Origin of the sequence: Enterococcus sp. S183_ASV_20 (assembly GCF_018919685.1) — a bacterium.
Taxonomy (GTDB): domain Bacteria; phylum Bacillota; class Bacilli; order Lactobacillales; family Enterococcaceae; genus Enterococcus; species Enterococcus faecalis.
Window position 1 is genome coordinate 1 of the sequence record NZ_JAHLRI010000050.1, and the last position, 15,890, is coordinate 15,890.

Annotated in this window: 16 protein-coding genes; 10 read left to right on the forward strand and 6 right to left on the reverse strand. The window is 39.0% G+C overall.

All coding sequences use genetic code 11. From position 1 onward, the window contains the following. The 6 genes from KQI94_RS12605 to KQI94_RS12630 form a co-directional block, all read right to left on the reverse strand. The coding region (locus tag KQI94_RS12605) for a metallophosphoesterase (protein ID WP_216454464.1) at positions 1–731 on the reverse strand (731 nt) is incomplete at its 3' end. Between the two features lie 97 nt (positions 732–828). Next, entirely contained in the window at positions 829–2,109 is a 1,281-nt protein-coding gene (locus KQI94_RS12610; RefSeq protein WP_002368303.1) for an extracellular solute-binding protein, read from the reverse strand. Positions 2,110–2,132: 23 nt separating this feature from the next. Further along, positions 2,133–3,422: an MBL fold metallo-hydrolase gene (locus KQI94_RS12615; RefSeq protein WP_002368304.1), complete on the reverse strand. Its 1,290-nt coding sequence runs from the start codon at positions 3,420–3,422 to the stop codon at positions 2,133–2,135. Then, positions 3,406–4,224: a carbohydrate ABC transporter permease gene (locus KQI94_RS12620; protein ID WP_002355144.1), complete on the reverse strand. Its 819-nt coding sequence runs from the start codon at positions 4,222–4,224 to the stop codon at positions 3,406–3,408. The genes KQI94_RS12615 and KQI94_RS12620 overlap by 17 nt, the downstream gene beginning before the upstream one ends. Before the next feature lie 4 nt (positions 4,225–4,228). Then, complete coding sequence (locus KQI94_RS12625; RefSeq protein ID WP_002368306.1) at positions 4,229–5,104, reverse strand: sugar ABC transporter permease; 876 nt, start codon at positions 5,102–5,104, stop codon at positions 4,229–4,231. Continuing rightward, on the reverse strand, positions 5,104–6,174 hold the full coding sequence (locus tag KQI94_RS12630; protein WP_002368307.1) for an ABC transporter ATP-binding protein: 1,071 nt from the start codon (positions 6,172–6,174) through the stop codon (positions 5,104–5,106). The genes KQI94_RS12625 and KQI94_RS12630 overlap by 1 nt, the downstream gene beginning before the upstream one ends. Positions 6,175–6,640: 466 nt before the next feature. Between KQI94_RS12630 and KQI94_RS12635 the strand changes: the two genes are divergently transcribed. From KQI94_RS12635 to KQI94_RS12680, 10 genes are all read left to right on the forward strand, one after another. Next, entirely contained in the window at positions 6,641–6,955 is a 315-nt protein-coding gene (locus KQI94_RS12635; RefSeq protein WP_000420681.1) for a YdcP family protein, read from the forward strand. A gap of 15 nt (positions 6,956–6,970) precedes the next feature. Continuing rightward, entirely contained in the window at positions 6,971–7,357 is a 387-nt protein-coding gene (locus KQI94_RS12640; RefSeq protein ID WP_000985040.1) for a YdcP family protein, read from the forward strand. A 39-nt stretch (positions 7,358–7,396) separates the two neighbouring features. Then, the gene (locus KQI94_RS12645; protein ID WP_002368310.1) at positions 7,397–8,791 is read left to right on the forward strand and encodes an FtsK/SpoIIIE domain-containing protein; all 1,395 of its coding nucleotides are present in this window, start codon (positions 7,397–7,399) and stop codon (positions 8,789–8,791) included. 2 nt (positions 8,792–8,793) lie between these two features. Next, complete coding sequence (locus KQI94_RS12650) at positions 8,794–8,949, forward strand: hypothetical protein (protein WP_002390709.1); 156 nt, start codon at positions 8,794–8,796, stop codon at positions 8,947–8,949. A gap of 32 nt (positions 8,950–8,981) precedes the next feature. Beyond that, entirely contained in the window at positions 8,982–10,172 is a 1,191-nt protein-coding gene (mobT, locus tag KQI94_RS12655; RefSeq protein WP_253296177.1) for a MobT family relaxase, read from the forward strand. A gap of 42 nt (positions 10,173–10,214) precedes the next feature. Next, a complete protein-coding gene (locus KQI94_RS12660) occupies positions 10,215–10,436 on the forward strand; it encodes a hypothetical protein (RefSeq protein ID WP_001009056.1) in 222 nt (73 codons plus the stop codon). Positions 10,437–10,552: 116 nt separating this feature from the next. Then, a complete protein-coding gene (locus KQI94_RS12665; protein ID WP_002368312.1) occupies positions 10,553–11,050 on the forward strand; it encodes an antirestriction protein ArdA in 498 nt (165 codons plus the stop codon). Between the two features lie 13 nt (positions 11,051–11,063). Continuing rightward, positions 11,064–11,456, forward strand: a complete 393-nt coding sequence (locus KQI94_RS12670) for a conjugal transfer protein (RefSeq protein WP_025186755.1) — start codon at positions 11,064–11,066, stop codon at positions 11,454–11,456. Beyond that, positions 11,440–13,887, forward strand: a complete 2,448-nt coding sequence (locus KQI94_RS12675) for an ATP-binding protein (RefSeq protein ID WP_002368314.1) — start codon at positions 11,440–11,442, stop codon at positions 13,885–13,887. The genes KQI94_RS12670 and KQI94_RS12675 overlap by 17 nt, the downstream gene beginning before the upstream one ends. Before the next feature lie 2 nt (positions 13,888–13,889). Next, a partial coding sequence (locus tag KQI94_RS12680) for a YtxH domain-containing protein (protein WP_216454468.1) occupies positions 13,890–15,890 on the forward strand: 2,001 nt, incomplete at its 3' end.

Consider the following 15,890-nt stretch of genomic DNA (forward strand, 5'->3'; position numbering starts at 1 on the left):
ATTCCATTCAGTTTTGTAGCAATTTCTCGATGTTGGTGACCAGTGACTAAGGCATCAATCCCAGGAACTTTTTCCAATAAATCGTAGCCTTCATTTTCTCCTGTTAGTAATTCCGTGGGTTCCCCTGTTTCTAAATCTTTTTCAAAACCACCATGGTAAGCGACAACAACTAGGTCCGCTTCTTCCCGCAGTTTTGGCACGTACTCTGCCGCTGTTTCAACGACACTTTTAAACGTTAAATCTTTGACTGTTGCCGGCTGTTCCCAATGAGGAATATATTGAGTCGTCACGCCAAGGATGGCTACTTTAACCCCTTGTTTTTCTATGATGACATACGGCTGACCGAAATAAGGTTGTCCATCTTTACCAAGAATATTGGCAGCTAAAACTGGCTGTTGATAACTGGCAATCGTTTCCTTTAAATAATCTAAACCGTAATTAAATTCATGGTTACCTAAAACGCTAACATCATAATTCATTTGATTAATGATTTTAGTGATGGCTTCCACTGAATGTGTTTCTGCTTTTCTTACGTAGTAACTAAGCGGCGAACCTTGAATAAAATCCCCATTTTCAATTTGAAAAACTGGTCCTTTGGCAGACGCACGTAACTTTTTCAGCATGGTTGCTGCTTTTGCGGTTCCAAAAGGCAAATCCATCTTTTTTTCACTATAACTTGTTGGCATAATATACCCATGCATATCACTTGTTGCTAAAATTTTTATTTGCATTTTGTTTCTCTCCTTCTTCCGCCCAAAAGAACAGGAAGGTTAGAACACGAGCCATAACGACTCAGATCCCAACCTCCCACGTCTGTTTATTTATTGATTATTGGTTCCATGCTTGTTCAAATTGTGACGTTGCATCTTTCAATAATTTTTTCGTGTCTTTATTTGATGAAGCAAAAATACTTTCCATAATTGTCCGCATTTCATTATAGGCTGAATCAGCATTTTCTTCTACTGGGATAGCGAATAAATCTTTTACTGCGTTTTCAAGTTGTGCAGGTACTTTGGTTGTCTTAGAATTTTTGTACTCATCACTGTGTAAAACAGATTCTAGAATTGGCATATAACCTGTTTGTTGTGCCCAGTACAATTGTGAATCAGGCGTTACTAAGAATTTCATGAATTCAAATGCCGCTGTCCGTTGTTCTGGCGTAGCACTATCGAACATATAAATATCTGTTCCTTGTTGTAAGTTGATTTTTTCAGGACGTGGTGCAACACCATATTCATAGCCACCAGCTTCAGCATCTTTTTGAACAAAACCAGCACCAGCAATACTACCGACAAACATCGCTACCTTTTTGTTTGCAAATGGGCCAGATAAATATTTATCTGAACCAGCTGTGCGGAAGTAACCTGCTTCGATACCATCACGGTAATAGTCCACGACTTCTTGTGAATCTTTGCTTGTTAAATCTAAGTCTTTATTAAAATCAACGCCTTTGTTTTTCATTCCAATTGCGTAATAGTTATTTAACGAGTCAAAACCAGCACCAACGACTTCTTTGTTGGATTTTTCGTAAATTGTTTTAGAAGCTTCTTTTAATTCCTCTAATGTTTTCGGTACTTCAACACCATATTCTTTCAACAAATCAGCATTATAGAATAACATTTCTGTCGATTTATTAAATGGAATGCCGTATTGTTTGCCGTCGATTTTGGCGCCATCTAACAATACCTCACGAATTGGTTCTGCATCTTTCCAGCCGATTGTGTCATCATCCATATATGGTTTTAAGTCCACTAACATTTCATCTTGTGCAGCATTCCATAACCAGCCTGGGTACGCTTGCGTAATTGTTGGTAAATCTTTTGGTGAAGTTAAAGTCGAATTGATTTTGGCTTGTAAATCAGGGTAAGCAGATTGATTTTGTAATTCCACTTTAATTTTTGGATTTTCTTTCATGAAGTCTTTCGTTAATTTTGTTAACGCTTCTTCTTGAACCCCATTCATTGCATGCCAGAAAGTGATTGTCGTATCTTCCTTCACTTCTTTCACAATATCGTTTGATTCTTTGGCCCCATTACCGTTACCACAAGCCCCCAATGCGAAAATAGCTGCGGTTGCTAACACTGTTGTTGCTAGAGTTTTGAACTTCATTTTTTTCTCTCCCTTAAAAAAATTTATAAAACAATTTGCTCGCCACGTTCTGGCAATATTCTTTCACCATACGGGTTTTCCAGTTTTTCTGGTTTTAACGTATGGATTGGAACCAATACTTGAGGTTCAATCAATGCAATAATTTTATCCAGATCTTCTGGAATTGCATGTCCTGAACAAGCTAAGCGGACAAAAGTAATGTCTTTTTTAGCCAACAAATCTAAAAACACGCGATACTGTGGATCAAAGTCCCCTAACGGTTGTGCATCACTGTGAATGTATAAACTACCTTCTTGGAGGTTGTCAAACTGGTTCACAACTTGCCACAAATAGTCTGTTTTGTCCTTTAGTAACGTGTCATACGGGATTTCTAACGCTGGATTCAATTCTGGTATTTTACCAGATTCAGCATAATAATAACGAACTTCTATTCCAAATACTTCAAGTAACAACGCAGCCATATTTGCTTCTAAAACGACTGTACGTGGTGACTTTTCAATAATCTTAGCAAAACGTTCCACGTTTGCTGGATAACCATTAAAGGTAATTTGTCGATTCGAGTTTTCTAGTTCTAAACGAACCAAGTGCTGAACAAGATCTTCTTCACTGACAACCGCTATTTGGGCTGGATCTGGTTCACGTTCTGGGAAGCTAATGCTTACGCCTTCCATCATTAATAATTCAGTATGTTTGGCTTTTTCACAAAAAGCTAAAGTCTCTTCACGATTATGGCCATGTAAGCGCAAATCACCTGTGTATGTGATGAAATGGTCAGGCGTGCGAATCAGTAATGCCGAAGCACCGTACGCATCATGATCAACAGGTACGATTTCCACTGAAATTTCGCCAACTTTAATCACATCGTTTTTATTAAGACCAATCATTTCTCGGGTAAAATTCTTTTCTTCAAACGGTGATGGAATCAAAAAATCACCTTTGCGATTTAAACTATTTAGAATCATTTTCGTTTCTTTTAATGTGTACAACGGAACAGCTGGGTCTAAATAATTAATCATGCGCGAATGATCTAAATGGGCATGAGATAAGAAAACAGCGGTGTGTTGATACTCTTTGTCTTCTGCACCATGATATTCATAACCTAAACGTGGATCATATAAGTCTTTTAATTCTGGCACTAAACGATTATTAATTAAGGTTTCAATGTGATCATCAGGCAAATCTAATTCTGGTCGAAATTCTGTACCAAAATCAAAGAAGATGTGGGCATCTTTATACGCCACTTCAATCACGGTTCCTCCAATTGTTAAAATGCCACTGTGAAAAGTCACAGTTGTTTTAGCCTTTGATTCCATTTTTTGCAACTCCTCTGATAATTTCTTTTCTGAAAATCAAGTAAATAATTAAAATTGGAATAACGGTTAATGTTGCAGCAGCCATTTGTAAATGTACGTCACTACCGCTCTCTGTCGCAAAGGCCGATAGTCCATTATTCAATAGACGGTATTTTTTCTCGTTCGTCACCAACAATGGCCACAAGAAAGAATTCCAACTAGAAATAAATGTTAAAATCCCTACTGTTACCAACGCTGGTTTTGACATTGGTACTAAAATACGCCAAATGTATTCTAAATCACTAGCGCCATCAATCTTGGCAGCCTTATAAAAAGTATCAGGAATACCTTTTAAATACCCGTTTAAATAGTAAATATAAAAAATACTAGTTAAAAATGGAATAATTAAGGCGCTGTAAGTATTTAACAAACCTAATTGCGCAATCGTTTGATAATTGGTAAAAATAATAGATTCATACGGAACCATTAACAACGAAATCATCAAAGCAATGACCACATTTTTAAAACGGAACTTCAAACTCGTTAACGCGAATGAAGCTAACACGGCGGTGACTACCGTAGCAATCGTTGTAACGCCTGAAACAAAGACTGTGTTCAAGAAATACCGAAGAAAGGGTGCTTTTTGAAAGACCTCTGTGTAGTTTTGCCATTGTGGTTGTTTCGGAAACATGGTTGGCGGCATGCTGGTCGCTTCAGAGTAACTCATTAAACCAGCTAAAATCATATAGACAAATGGAAATAACGTAATAACGGCTAAAATGCCTAAGAAAACAAATGCGATAATCGTTAAAACTTTTTTCATTGGCTTATTGCCCCACTTTCTTTAAGAGTTTATTTTGTAAGAAAGTGACCACTAAAATAATCACAAATAAAATCACTGTGGCGGCCATCGCAATTCCGGGACGCCCTGCAATGTGGAATTTGTCATAAATATAGTACACTGCGGTTGTGGCACTATTGGCAATCCCCGCACGACCACCGAATAAAGCATAAACTTGTGTATAAACTTTAAAGGCGCCAATTAAATTGACCGTTAATAAAAAGGCAATGGTCGGGACTAGTTGCGGAAACGTAATACGTCGGAAAATTTCGCCGTCTGAGGCACCAAACATTTTCGCTATTTTAAAGTGTTCTTCATCAATATTTCTCAACCCAGCCAACAAAATAATAATATTAAATGCTAAACTCGTCCAAACCCCAAAAATAATCAATGTTGGCATACTCATTTGAACATTATCTAGCCAGTTGACAGAAGGAATGCCGAAAAAGCCTAAGACGTAATTGACAATTCCATAATCGCCATTAAAGAAGTAACGGAAGACAATCCCAATGGCAATCGTACTCGTTACATAAGGCATAAAGAAAATCGTTTCAAAGAAACTCTTATGTTTAACTTTTTCAAAGATAATCCAAGCAATTGCTAGGGAAATTATCAAGGCAATCGGTACCACAGCAAATGCATAGAGCGCTGTATTTTTTAACGCTTTATAGAAGATTGGATCATTCAATACACGTTGATAATTTTCTAAACCAGCGTAGCGTTGGTTAATTAAGGAACCTTTTTGGAAGCTCATCCACAAAGAACGAAACAGCGGATAAACGCTAAACAGTAAAATGATTCCTAATGATGGCAGAAGGAAGAGCCATGCTTTTGGTTGAATTTCTGGATTGTATTTTTTCATTAGTAAACCCGGTCTCCCGCTTCGTTAAAGATAAATACTTTTTTATATGAAAAATCAAAAGATAAAGTGTCTCCTTCTTCAATCGCTTCTTCTACACTTACAATTGATTTCACTTGTTCATTTCCTAATGTAAATCGTAAAATACGTTCTCGACCAATCAATTCCACTAAATCTGTCGTTGTGGTAAAGAGACCTGTTTCAGTTAGTACCACATCTTCTGGACGAGAAGCAAACGTATATTTCCCATCAGTCATTGGCATTTTAAAGCGTGCTTGCTCAAAACGCTCAAGCGGAATTTCAAAACTTTCGTGGTACATTTTGCCGTCTTTCACTTCAACAGACAATAAATTAATAATTGGGTTACCTATGAACTGAGCAACAAATAAGTTATTTGGTTCTAAGTAAAGGTTTTGAGGTTCATCATTTTGTTGAATAACCCCTTCGTTTAATAAAATAATTTTATCACTGATTGATAGCGCTTCCTCTTGGTCGTGCGTTACAAAGATTGTTGTAATGCCTACTTCTTTCACCAAGCGGCGGATTTCTTCACGAATTTTCAAACGCAAACGTGCATCCAAGTTACTTAAAGGCTCATCTAATAATAAAACATCTGGTTTTTGAACTAACGCCCGGGTAATCGCAACACGCTGTTGTTGACCACCAGAAAGTGTGCCTGGCTTTTTATGGCTTAACTCTTCAATATTCGTTAGTTTCATATATTCTTCGGCAATAGCTTGTGCCTCTGCCTTGGGAACTTTCTTACTTCCTACCGTCAAAGGAAACATTACGTTTTCTAGAACAGTCATATGTGGATATAAGGCATAGTTTTGAAAAACGAATCCGATGTTCCGATCTTTTGGTGCTGTTTTGACAACCGATTGCTGTCGAAACTGAATATCTCCATCACTTGGATGTAATAAACCTGCAATTAAGTTTAAAATTGTGGATTTCCCACACCCACTTGGTCCTAACAAACAAACCAAGTCCCCTTGCTCAATCGTAAAATTGACCGATTTTAACGCTTCAAACCCATTATCGAATACTTTTTTCAAGTCGATAACTTCTATCATGACCCAACCTCCAAAAAAACATTTAATAGCATACCTTTTGATTTTAACATTTATTTCTTGCAACCGCGAGAGCAAAGCTGTTTCATTAAGATAAAAATAGGTAAAGTTAATGTATTTTTTATGTAAAAAACAGTATAAAAATCTAATTATCCGCATAAACACTGGACTTATCACACTTTATCAAGGTCAAAACCACTCAATTTACTACTAATTTACTACTTATGAATGAGCTTTGATACGACGATTTATCCTTGAAAAGTGAAGATACAAAGATACTTCCAATAAAATTGAATATTTAATAGGTAGACACTTCAAAAAATGAGGTGTCTATTTTTTTACCCAATATTTGAAAGGAAGTGAACTTATGAAAACAGAAAATCAAGAATCAAAAGGTCGCTCCCCTCCCTTTAAGACCATCAAACAAACAAGATTTATCAAACAATAAAAAGAAAGGATAGGTAAAAATATGGAACTTAAATTTGTGATTCCCAACATGGAAAAAACATTTGGCAATTTAGAATTTGCTGGCGAGGATAAAGTAGAACAGCGAAGAATCAACGGACAATTAACTGTCTTATCTCGAAGCTACAACCTCTATTCTGACGTTCAAAGAGCAGATGATATTGTGGTGGTGCTTCCTGCTGAAGCTGGAGAAAAACATTTCGGCTTTGAGGAACGTGTAATGTTAGTCAATCCACGTATTACCGCAGAGGGCTATAAAATTGGTACTCGTGGATTCACAAATTACCTTTTACATGCGGACGACATGATAAAAGAATAAAGAAAGAGAGGAAAAATGATGAGATTACCTAATGGCATTGTATTAGATAAAGACGCTACATTTGGAGAATTAAAGTTTTCAGCACTCCGTCGTGAAGTACGAATCCAAAATGACGACGGTACGGTTTCAGATGAAATCAAAGAACGTACCTATGATTTAAAATCCAAAGGGCAAGGACGTATGATTCAAGTGAGTATTCCTGCCAGTGTTCCTTTGAAAGAGTTTGACTATAACGCAAAAGTGGAAATCATCAATCCAGTTGCAGATACCGTCGCTACCGCTACCTTCCGAGGGGCAGATGTTGACTGGTATATCAAGGCAGACGATATTGTATTGACGAAAGATTCCAGTACCTTTAAAAATCAGCCACAACCTAAAAAAGAGCCAGCCACGGATAAATAGTCATGCTACTTCCACTAGAGAGAAAGGAGGAAATCCCGCATGAAACAGTTTGGCATTCGTGGTAAAAGGATTCGCCCAAGTGACAAGGATTTAGTCTTTCATTTTACAGTAGCGTCCTTACTGCCAATTTTCCTGCTGGTTATCGGACTGTTTCATGTGAAGACAATCCAGCAGATTAACTGGCAGGACTTTAACCTATCACAAGTAGACAAGATTCACATTCCCTATTTAGTTATTAGTGTTAGTGTCGCAATTCTTGTCTGCTTGCTGGTGGCATTTCTATTCAAAAGATATAGATATGATACAGTAAAACAACTGTACCACCGTCAAAAGCTGGCTAAGATGGTACTTGAAAACAAGTGGTATGAATCGGAACAGGTCAAAACAGATGGCTTCTTCAAAGATTCGTCCAGTCGTACTAAGGAAAAGATAACCTACTTTCCCAAAATATTTTATCGCCTTAAAGATGGTTTAATACAGATGCGAGTGGAAATCACGCTAGGAAAATATCAAGACCAGCTCCTACACTTGGAAAAGAAATTAGAAAGCGGATTGTACTGTGAGCTGACGGATAAAGAGTTAAAAGATTCTTATGTGGAATATACCCTGCTCTATGACACCATCGCCAGTCGTATTTCTATTGATGAAGTCCAAGCCAAAGATGGCAAACTACGCTTGATGGAAAACGTATGGTGGGAATATGACAAGCTCCCTCACATGCTCATAGCTGGTGGTACAGGTGGCGGTAAAACTTACTTTATACTGACACTGATTGAAGCCTTGCTTTATACAGATTCTAAGCTCTATATTCTTGACCCAAAGAACGCCGACCTTGCCGACTTAGGCTCTGTGATGGGGAATGTCTACTACAGAAAAGAAGATATGCTCTCCTGCATTGACCGTTTCTATGATGAAATGATGGCACGAAGTGAAGCTATGAAAGAGATGGAAAACTATAAGACTGGCGAGAACTATGCCTACTTAGGACTTCCTGCAAACTTTCTTATCTTTGATGAATACGTGGCTTTCATGGAAATGCTGGGAAATAAAGAAAATACCGCAGTCTTAAACAAGCTCAAACAGATTGTCATGTTAGGTCGTCAAGCTGGCTTCTTTTTAATACTGGCTTGTCAACGTCCAGACGCAAAATATTTAGGCGACGGAATCCGTGACCAGTTTAATTTCAGAGTGGCACTTGGAAGAATGTCTGAAATGGGCTATGGCATGATGTTTGGCAGTGATGTACAAAAAGATTTCTTCTTAAAACAAATCAAAGGTCGTGGCTATGTTGATGTGGGAACAAGTGTCATATCAGAATTTTACACTCCCTTAGTACCAAAAGGTCATGACTTTTTGGAGGAAATAAAAAAACTAACCAACAGCAGACAGTCCACGCAGGCGACGTGCGAAGCGAAAGTCGCAGGTGTGGACTGATCTTGCTGGCTGGTGTGGCGATAGCCACGCCAGCACCTAACCCCCCGTATCTAACAGGGGGGTACAAATCGACAGGAAACAGTCAAAAAAATAGCAGAAAATTCTTTGGTTACAAGGAGTTTAGAAAATTTCGTGGTATGTCAAATGAGCTTCAATAGTTGACATACCTTTTTTAATTGGAGGGATTTAACTGAATGAACAAACTTTGATACAGCATTTAAAGGAAAAACGGTTGGCTTATGGGCTATCTCAAAACCGACTGGCTATTGCTACAGGCATTACAAGGCAATATCTTAGCGACATTGAAACTGGCAAGGTTAAGCCATCAGACGAGTTGCAACAATCCCTTTGGGAAACTCTGGAACGCTTCAATCCCGATGCCCCACTTGAAATGCTCTTTGACTATGTAAGGATTCGCTTTCCCACAATGGACGTACAGCATGTGGTTGAAGAAATATTGCAATTGAAACTTTCCTATTTTCTTCATGAAGACTATGGCTTTTATTCTTATTCAGAACATTATGCCTTAGGCGATATATTCGTTCTCTGCTCTCATGAGATAGACAAAGGTGTTCTGGTGGAATTAAAAGGTCGTGGGTGCAGACAATTTGAAAGCTATCTTCTAGCACAACAAAGAAGCTGGTATGAGTTCTTTATGGACGCTTTGGTGGCTGGTGGCGTGATGAAACGCCTTGACCTTGCCATCAACGATAAAACAGGGATTTTGAATATTCCCACACTGACGGAAAAATGCCTACAGGAAGAGTGTATTTCGGTGTTACGCAGTTTCAAGAGCTATCGCAGTGGCGAACTGGTACGCAAAGATGAAAAGGAATGTATGGGAAACACGCTTTATATCGGTTCATTACAAAGCGAAGTCTATTTCTGTATCTATGAAAAGGACTATGAGCAGTACAAGAAAAATGATATTCCCATTGAAGACGCAGAGGTTAAAAACCGTTTTGAAATCCGACTAAAAAATGAGCGTGCCTATTATGCAGTACGTGATTTACTTGTCTATGATAATCCAGAGCATACAGCTTTTAAGATTATCAATCGGTATATCCGCTTTGTGGATAAGGACGATTCAAAAGCACGTTCCGATTGGAAACTCAATGAAGAATGGGCATGGTTTATTGGAAACAATCGTGAACGATTAAAGCTAACCACAAAACCAGAGCCTTACTCTTTCCAAAGGACACTAAACTGGCTATCTCATCAAGTCGCCCCGACCTTAAAGGTTGCTATTACACTTGATGAAATTAACCAGACGCAGGTTGTGAAAGACATTCTCGACCATGCGAAACTGACAGACCGACACAAGCAGATTTTAAAGCAACAGTCGGTAAAAGAACAGGACGTGATAACGACAAAAAAATAACTTAAATACAAATTCACTGCATACAGAAAGGAGAACATTTTTATGAATTTTGGACAAAACCTTTATAACTGGTTTCTATCAAATGCTCAATCACTGGTACTTTTAGCAATCGTTGTAATTGGCTTGTATCTTGGCTTCAAGCGTGAGTTTAGTAAACTGATTGGCTTTCTCATCATTGCGATTATTGCGGTGGGCTTGGTGTTCAACGCTGCTGGAGTAAAAGACATTTTATTAGAGCTATTTAATCGCATTATCGGTGCTTAAATTAAACCGTTATTTTGTGGAATATAAGTGGTTTTCTTATGTTCCGCAAAAGAATGGTACACCAAACGAAGTGCGGTAGGGATTTTTGAATCTCTACAAAGAAAGGACGTGAACACATGGACGATATGCAAGTCTATATTGCCAACTTAGGTAAATACAATGAAGGAGAATTAGTCGGTGCTTGGTTTACCTTTCCCATTGATTTTGAAGAAGTCAAAGAGAAAATCGGCTTGAATGATGAATACGAGGAATACGCCATTCACGATTATGAGTTACCCTTTACGGTTGACGAATACACTTCTATTGGCGAACTCAATCGCCTATGGGAAATGGTATCGGAGTTGCCAGAGGAACTACAATCCGAGCTATCTGCTCTGCTCACTCATTTTTCAAGTATTGAGGAACTAAGCGAACATCAAGAGGATATTATCATTCACTCGGATTGTGATGATATGGCAGATGTCGCACGTTACTACATTGAAGAAACTGGAGTATTGGGCGAAGTGCCAACCAGTCTTCAAAACTATATTGATTACGAATCCTATGGTCGTGATTTAGAAATTTCGGGAACTTTTATCACAACCAATTATGGGATTTTTGAAATCGTCTATTGAAAGGATTGATTCTATGAAGAAAATACGAAGCTATACCAGTATTTGGTCTGTTGAGAAAGTGCTGTACTCCATCAACGATTTTAGACTTCCGTTTCCCATAACCTTTACGCAAATGACGTGGTTTGTCGTGTCACTGTTTGCGGTTATGATACTTGGCAACTTGCCACCTCTTTCCATGATTGAGGGAGCATTTCTCAAATATTTTGGAATTCCTGTGGCTTTCACATGGTTTATGTCTACAAAAACCTTTGATGGTAAAAAGCCTTATGGATTTTTGAAGTCTGTCATTGCTTATGCACTGCGACCAAAGCTGACCTATGCAGGGAAAAAAGTAACCCTTGGCAGAAACCAGCCACAAGAAGCCATTACGACAGTTAGGAGTGAATTTTATGGCATATCCAATTAAATACATTGAAAATAATCTGGTCTGGAATAAAGATGGCGAATGTTACGCCTATTATGAGCTTATTCCTTACAATTACTCATTCCTAAGTCCAGAACAGAAAATACAAGTGCATGATTCTTTCAGACAGCTTATCGCACAAAATCGTGATGGCAAGATTCATGCTCTACAAATCAGTACAGAATCCAGCATACGTTCTGCACAAGAACGTTCCAAAGAGGAAGTAACTGGCAAACTCAAAGTAATTGCCTATGACAAAATCGACCAACAGACAGACGCTTTAATATCCATGATTGGCGAAAATCAAGTGGACTACCGCTTCTTTATCGGCTTTAAGTTGCTTCTCAACGATCAAGAGTTTTCTATGAAAAGTCTTACCGTTGAAGCCAAAAATGCTTTGTCTGATTTTGTCTATGATGTGAACCATAAGCTAATGGGCGATTTTGTCAGCATGAGTAATGATGAAATCCTGCGTTTTCAGAAGATGGAAAAGCTCTTGGAAAATAAAATCTCTCGTCGTTTCAAAATCCGTAGACTGGATAAGGACGACTTCGGCTATCTGATTGAACATCTTTATGGACAGACAGGTACAGCTTATGAAGATTATGAGTACCATCTATCAAAGAAGAAGCTGGATAATGAAACGCTGATTAAATATTATGACCTTATTAAACCGACCCGTTGTCTGGTGGAAGAAAAACAGCGATACCTAAAAATTCAACAGGAAGACGAAACCGTCTATGTGGCGTACTTTACCATCAACAGCATTGTCGGCGAATTGGACTTTCCGTCCTCTGAAATCTTCTACTACCAGCAACAGCAATTTACATTCCCGATTGATACTTCTATGAATGTGGAAATCGTGGCAAACCGTAAAGCACTAAGCACCGTTCGTAATAAAAAGAAAGAACTAAAAGACCTAGATAACCACGCATGGCAAAGTGATAACGAAACCAGCTCTAATGTGGCGGAAGCTCTGGAAAGTGTCAATGAGCTGGAAAATAATTTAGACCAAAGCAAGGAATCCATGTATAAGCTCTCTTATGTGGTGCGTGTTTCCGCAAATGACTTGGACGAATTGAAACGTCGTTGTAATGAAGTGAAAGATTTTTATGACGATTTAAGTGTCAAGTTGGTACGACCATTTGGAGATATGCTGGGCTTACATGAAGAATTTTTACCATCAAGCAAGCGTTATATGAATGACTATATTCAGTATGTAACCTCTGATTTCTTAGCTGGACTTGGTTTCGGTGCTACTCAAATGCTTGGCGAAAATGAGGGTATTTATGTTGGCTATAGCTTAGATACAGGACGCAATGTCTACCTCAAACCTGCTCTTGCCAGTCAAGGGGTTAAGGGTTCAGTAACCAATGCATTAGCGTCTGCCTTTGTAGGTTCGCTAGGCGGTGGAAAATCCTTTGCGAATAACCTTATCGTCTATTATGCAGTGCTTTATGGGGCACAAGCAGTGATTGTTGACCCGAAAGCGGAACGTGGCAGATGGAAAGAAACCTTGCCAGAAATCGCTCACGAAATTAATATTGTCAATCTGACTTCTGATGAGAAAAATAAAGGCTTACTTGACCCTTACGTGATTATGAAAAATCCCAAAGATTCTGAATCACTGGCAATCGACATTTTGACGTTCCTTACGGGGATTTCATCACGAGATTCTGACCGTTTCCCTGTTCTACGAAAAGCCATTCGTGCTGTAACTAATAGTGAAGTGCGAGGTCTTCTGAAAGTGATTGAGGAATTACGGGTTGAGGGAACTCAAATAAGCACCAGCATAGCCGACCATATCGAAAGTTTTACAGACTATGACTTTGCACATCTGCTCTTTAGTGATGGATATGTGGAGCAGTCTATCAGTCTTGAAAAACAACTGAACATCATACAGGTTGCCGACTTGGTACTTCCCGATAAAGAAACCTCCTTTGAGGAATATACCACAATGGAGTTACTATCGGTGGCAATGCTGATTGTCATTAGTACCTTTGCGTTAGACTTTATCCATACAGACAGAAGCATTTTTAAAATTGTTGACTTAGACGAAGCGTGGAGCTTCTTACAGGTGGCACAAGGTAAAACACTGTCTATGAAACTGGTTCGTGCTGGACGTGCTATGAACGCTGGGGTATATTTCGTGACCCAGAATACAGATGACCTTTTAGATGAAAAGCTGAAAAATAATCTTGGTTTGAAATTTGCGTTCCGCTCTACTGACCTTAACGAGATTAAAAAGACCCTTGCCTTTTTCGGCGTTGACCCAGAGGACGAAAATAATCAGAAGCGATTGCGTGATTTGGAAAATGGACAGTGCCTTATCAGTGATTTATATGGTCGTGTCGGTGTGATACAGTTCCACCCTGTATTTGAAGAACTGCTCCATGCCTTTGATACCAGACCGCCTGTGCGAAAAGAGGTGTAAATGTGAAACCATCAATATTAAACAGAATAAAATCAAACTGGACGCTGAAGCGTCTAGGTAAAGTGGCAATGACAGTGGCTTTCACACTTGTGATTGCCATTTTTCTTTTAGCCATGATGGGAACAGTGGTTCAAGCTGCGGGCTTGGTAGATGATACAATCAATGTGGCAAATGAGTACAGCCGATACCCACTTGAAAACTATCAACTGGATTTTTATGTTGATAATAGCTGGGGCTGGCTACCGTGGAACTGGTCGGACGGAATTGGAAAACAAGTCATGTATGGCTTATATGCCATTACCAATTTTATTTGGACAATCAGTCTTTATGTTTCCAATGCGACTGGCTACTTAGTTCAAGAAGCCTATTCCCTTGACTTCATTTCTGCTACAGCAGATTCCATTGGCAAGAATATGCAGACCCTTGCAGGAGTTACGCCTAGCGGACTATCAACAGAGGGATTCTATGTTGGATTCCTCTTACTCTTGATTTTGGTTCTTGGGGTTTATGTTGCCTATACAGGACTGATAAAAAGAGAAACTACAAAAGCGATTCATGCCATTGTGAACTTTGTCATGGTATTTATCCTATCAGCTTCCTTTATTGCCTACGCTCCCGACTACATTAAAAAAATCAATGATTTTTCATCAGACATCAGTCAAGCCAGCTTATCACTTGGCACAAAAATTGTCATGCCCCATTCCGATAGTCAAGGCAAGGACAGTGTGGACTTGATACGTGACAGCCTATTTTCCATACAGGTTCAACAACCGTGGCTACTGCTTCAATACAACAGTTCAGACATTGAAAGTATTGGTGCTGACCGTGTGGAAAGTCTACTTTCAACCAGTCCAGACAGTAATAATGGAGAAGACAGAGAAAAAATTGTAGCAGAAGAAATCGAAGACAGAAACAATGTGAACATGACGATTACAAAAACTATTAACCGCTTGGGTACAGTCTTCTTTCTCTTTGTATTCAATATCGGGATTTCTATATTCGTATTCCTACTAACAGGAATCATGATTTTCTCGCAGGTGCTTTTTATCATCTATGCTATGTTTCTGCCTGTGAGCTTTATTTTAAGTATGATTCCATCTTTTGATGGTATGTCGAAACGAGCCATTACTAAACTCTTTAATACCATTTTGACACGAGCTGGAATCACGCTGATTATTACGACAGCCTTTAGTATTTCAACCATGCTCTATACCTTATCGGCTGGTTATCCGTTCTTTTTGATTGCCTTTCTACAGATTGTGACCTTTGCAGGAATCTACTTCAAACTGGGCGATTTAATGAGTATGTTTTCGCTTCAAAGCAACGATTCTCAAAGTGTGGGAAGTCGTGTGATGAGAAAACCTCGTATGCTTATGCACGCTCATATGCACCGCCTACAGCGTAAACTTGGACGCTCCATGACAGCTTTAGGTGCTGGCTCTGCCATTGCCAGTGCTACAGGAAAACAAGGACAGTCGGGTAGTTCTGGTAGGACACAAGCAGATCACACCCGTCCAGACGGACAGGAAAAATCAACACTTGGAAAACGTATCGGACAAACAATCGGAGCAGTTGCTGATACCAAAGATAAAATCGTTGATTCTGCTGGTAATCTCAAAGAACAGGTTAAGGATATTCCGACCAATGCAAGATATGCAGTGTATCAAGGAAAATCCAAAGCAAAAGAAAATGTTCGTGACCTAACTTCCAGTATTTCTCAAACCAGAGCAGACAGAGCCAGCGGACGCAAGGAACAGCAGGAACAAAGACGCAAAACCATTGCAGAGCGTCGCTCTGAAATGGAACAGGTCAAACAGAAAAAACAGCCTGCTTCTTCTGTTCATGAAAGACCGACTACAAGACAAGAACAATATCATGATGAACAGACCTCAAAACAGTCTAATATTCAGACTTCATATAAGGAATCTCAACAAGCCAAACAAGAGCGTCCAGCAGTTAAGTCCGATTTTTCAAGTCCAAAAGTGGAACGCCAAGGCAATACC

Bases quoted from the DNA above. Each gene is read 5' to 3' on its own strand.
- KQI94_RS12615 (WP_002368304.1), bottom strand. From the start codon at position 3,422: ATGGAATCAAAGGCTAAAACAACTGTGACTTTTCACAGTGGCATTTTA.
- KQI94_RS12675 (WP_002368314.1), top strand. From the start codon at position 11,440: ATGGCATATCCAATTAAATACATTGAAAATAATCTGGTCTGGAATAAA.
- KQI94_RS12635 (WP_000420681.1), top strand. From the start codon at position 6,641: ATGGAACTTAAATTTGTGATTCCCAACATGGAAAAAACATTTGGCAAT.
- KQI94_RS12640 (WP_000985040.1), top strand. From the start codon at position 6,971: ATGATGAGATTACCTAATGGCATTGTATTAGATAAAGACGCTACATTT.
- KQI94_RS12610 (WP_002368303.1), bottom strand. From the start codon at position 2,109: ATGAAGTTCAAAACTCTAGCAACAACAGTGTTAGCAACCGCAGCTATT.
- KQI94_RS12670 (WP_025186755.1), top strand. From the start codon at position 11,064: ATGAAGAAAATACGAAGCTATACCAGTATTTGGTCTGTTGAGAAAGTG.
- KQI94_RS12620 (WP_002355144.1), bottom strand. From the start codon at position 4,224: ATGAAAAAAGTTTTAACGATTATCGCATTTGTTTTCTTAGGCATTTTA.
- KQI94_RS12660 (WP_001009056.1), top strand. From the start codon at position 10,215: ATGAATTTTGGACAAAACCTTTATAACTGGTTTCTATCAAATGCTCAA.
- KQI94_RS12630 (WP_002368307.1), bottom strand. From the start codon at position 6,174: ATGATAGAAGTTATCGACTTGAAAAAAGTATTCGATAATGGGTTTGAA.
- KQI94_RS12625 (WP_002368306.1), bottom strand. From the start codon at position 5,104: ATGAAAAAATACAATCCAGAAATTCAACCAAAAGCATGGCTCTTCCTT.
- KQI94_RS12645 (WP_002368310.1), top strand. From the start codon at position 7,397: ATGAAACAGTTTGGCATTCGTGGTAAAAGGATTCGCCCAAGTGACAAG.
- KQI94_RS12665 (WP_002368312.1), top strand. From the start codon at position 10,553: ATGGACGATATGCAAGTCTATATTGCCAACTTAGGTAAATACAATGAA.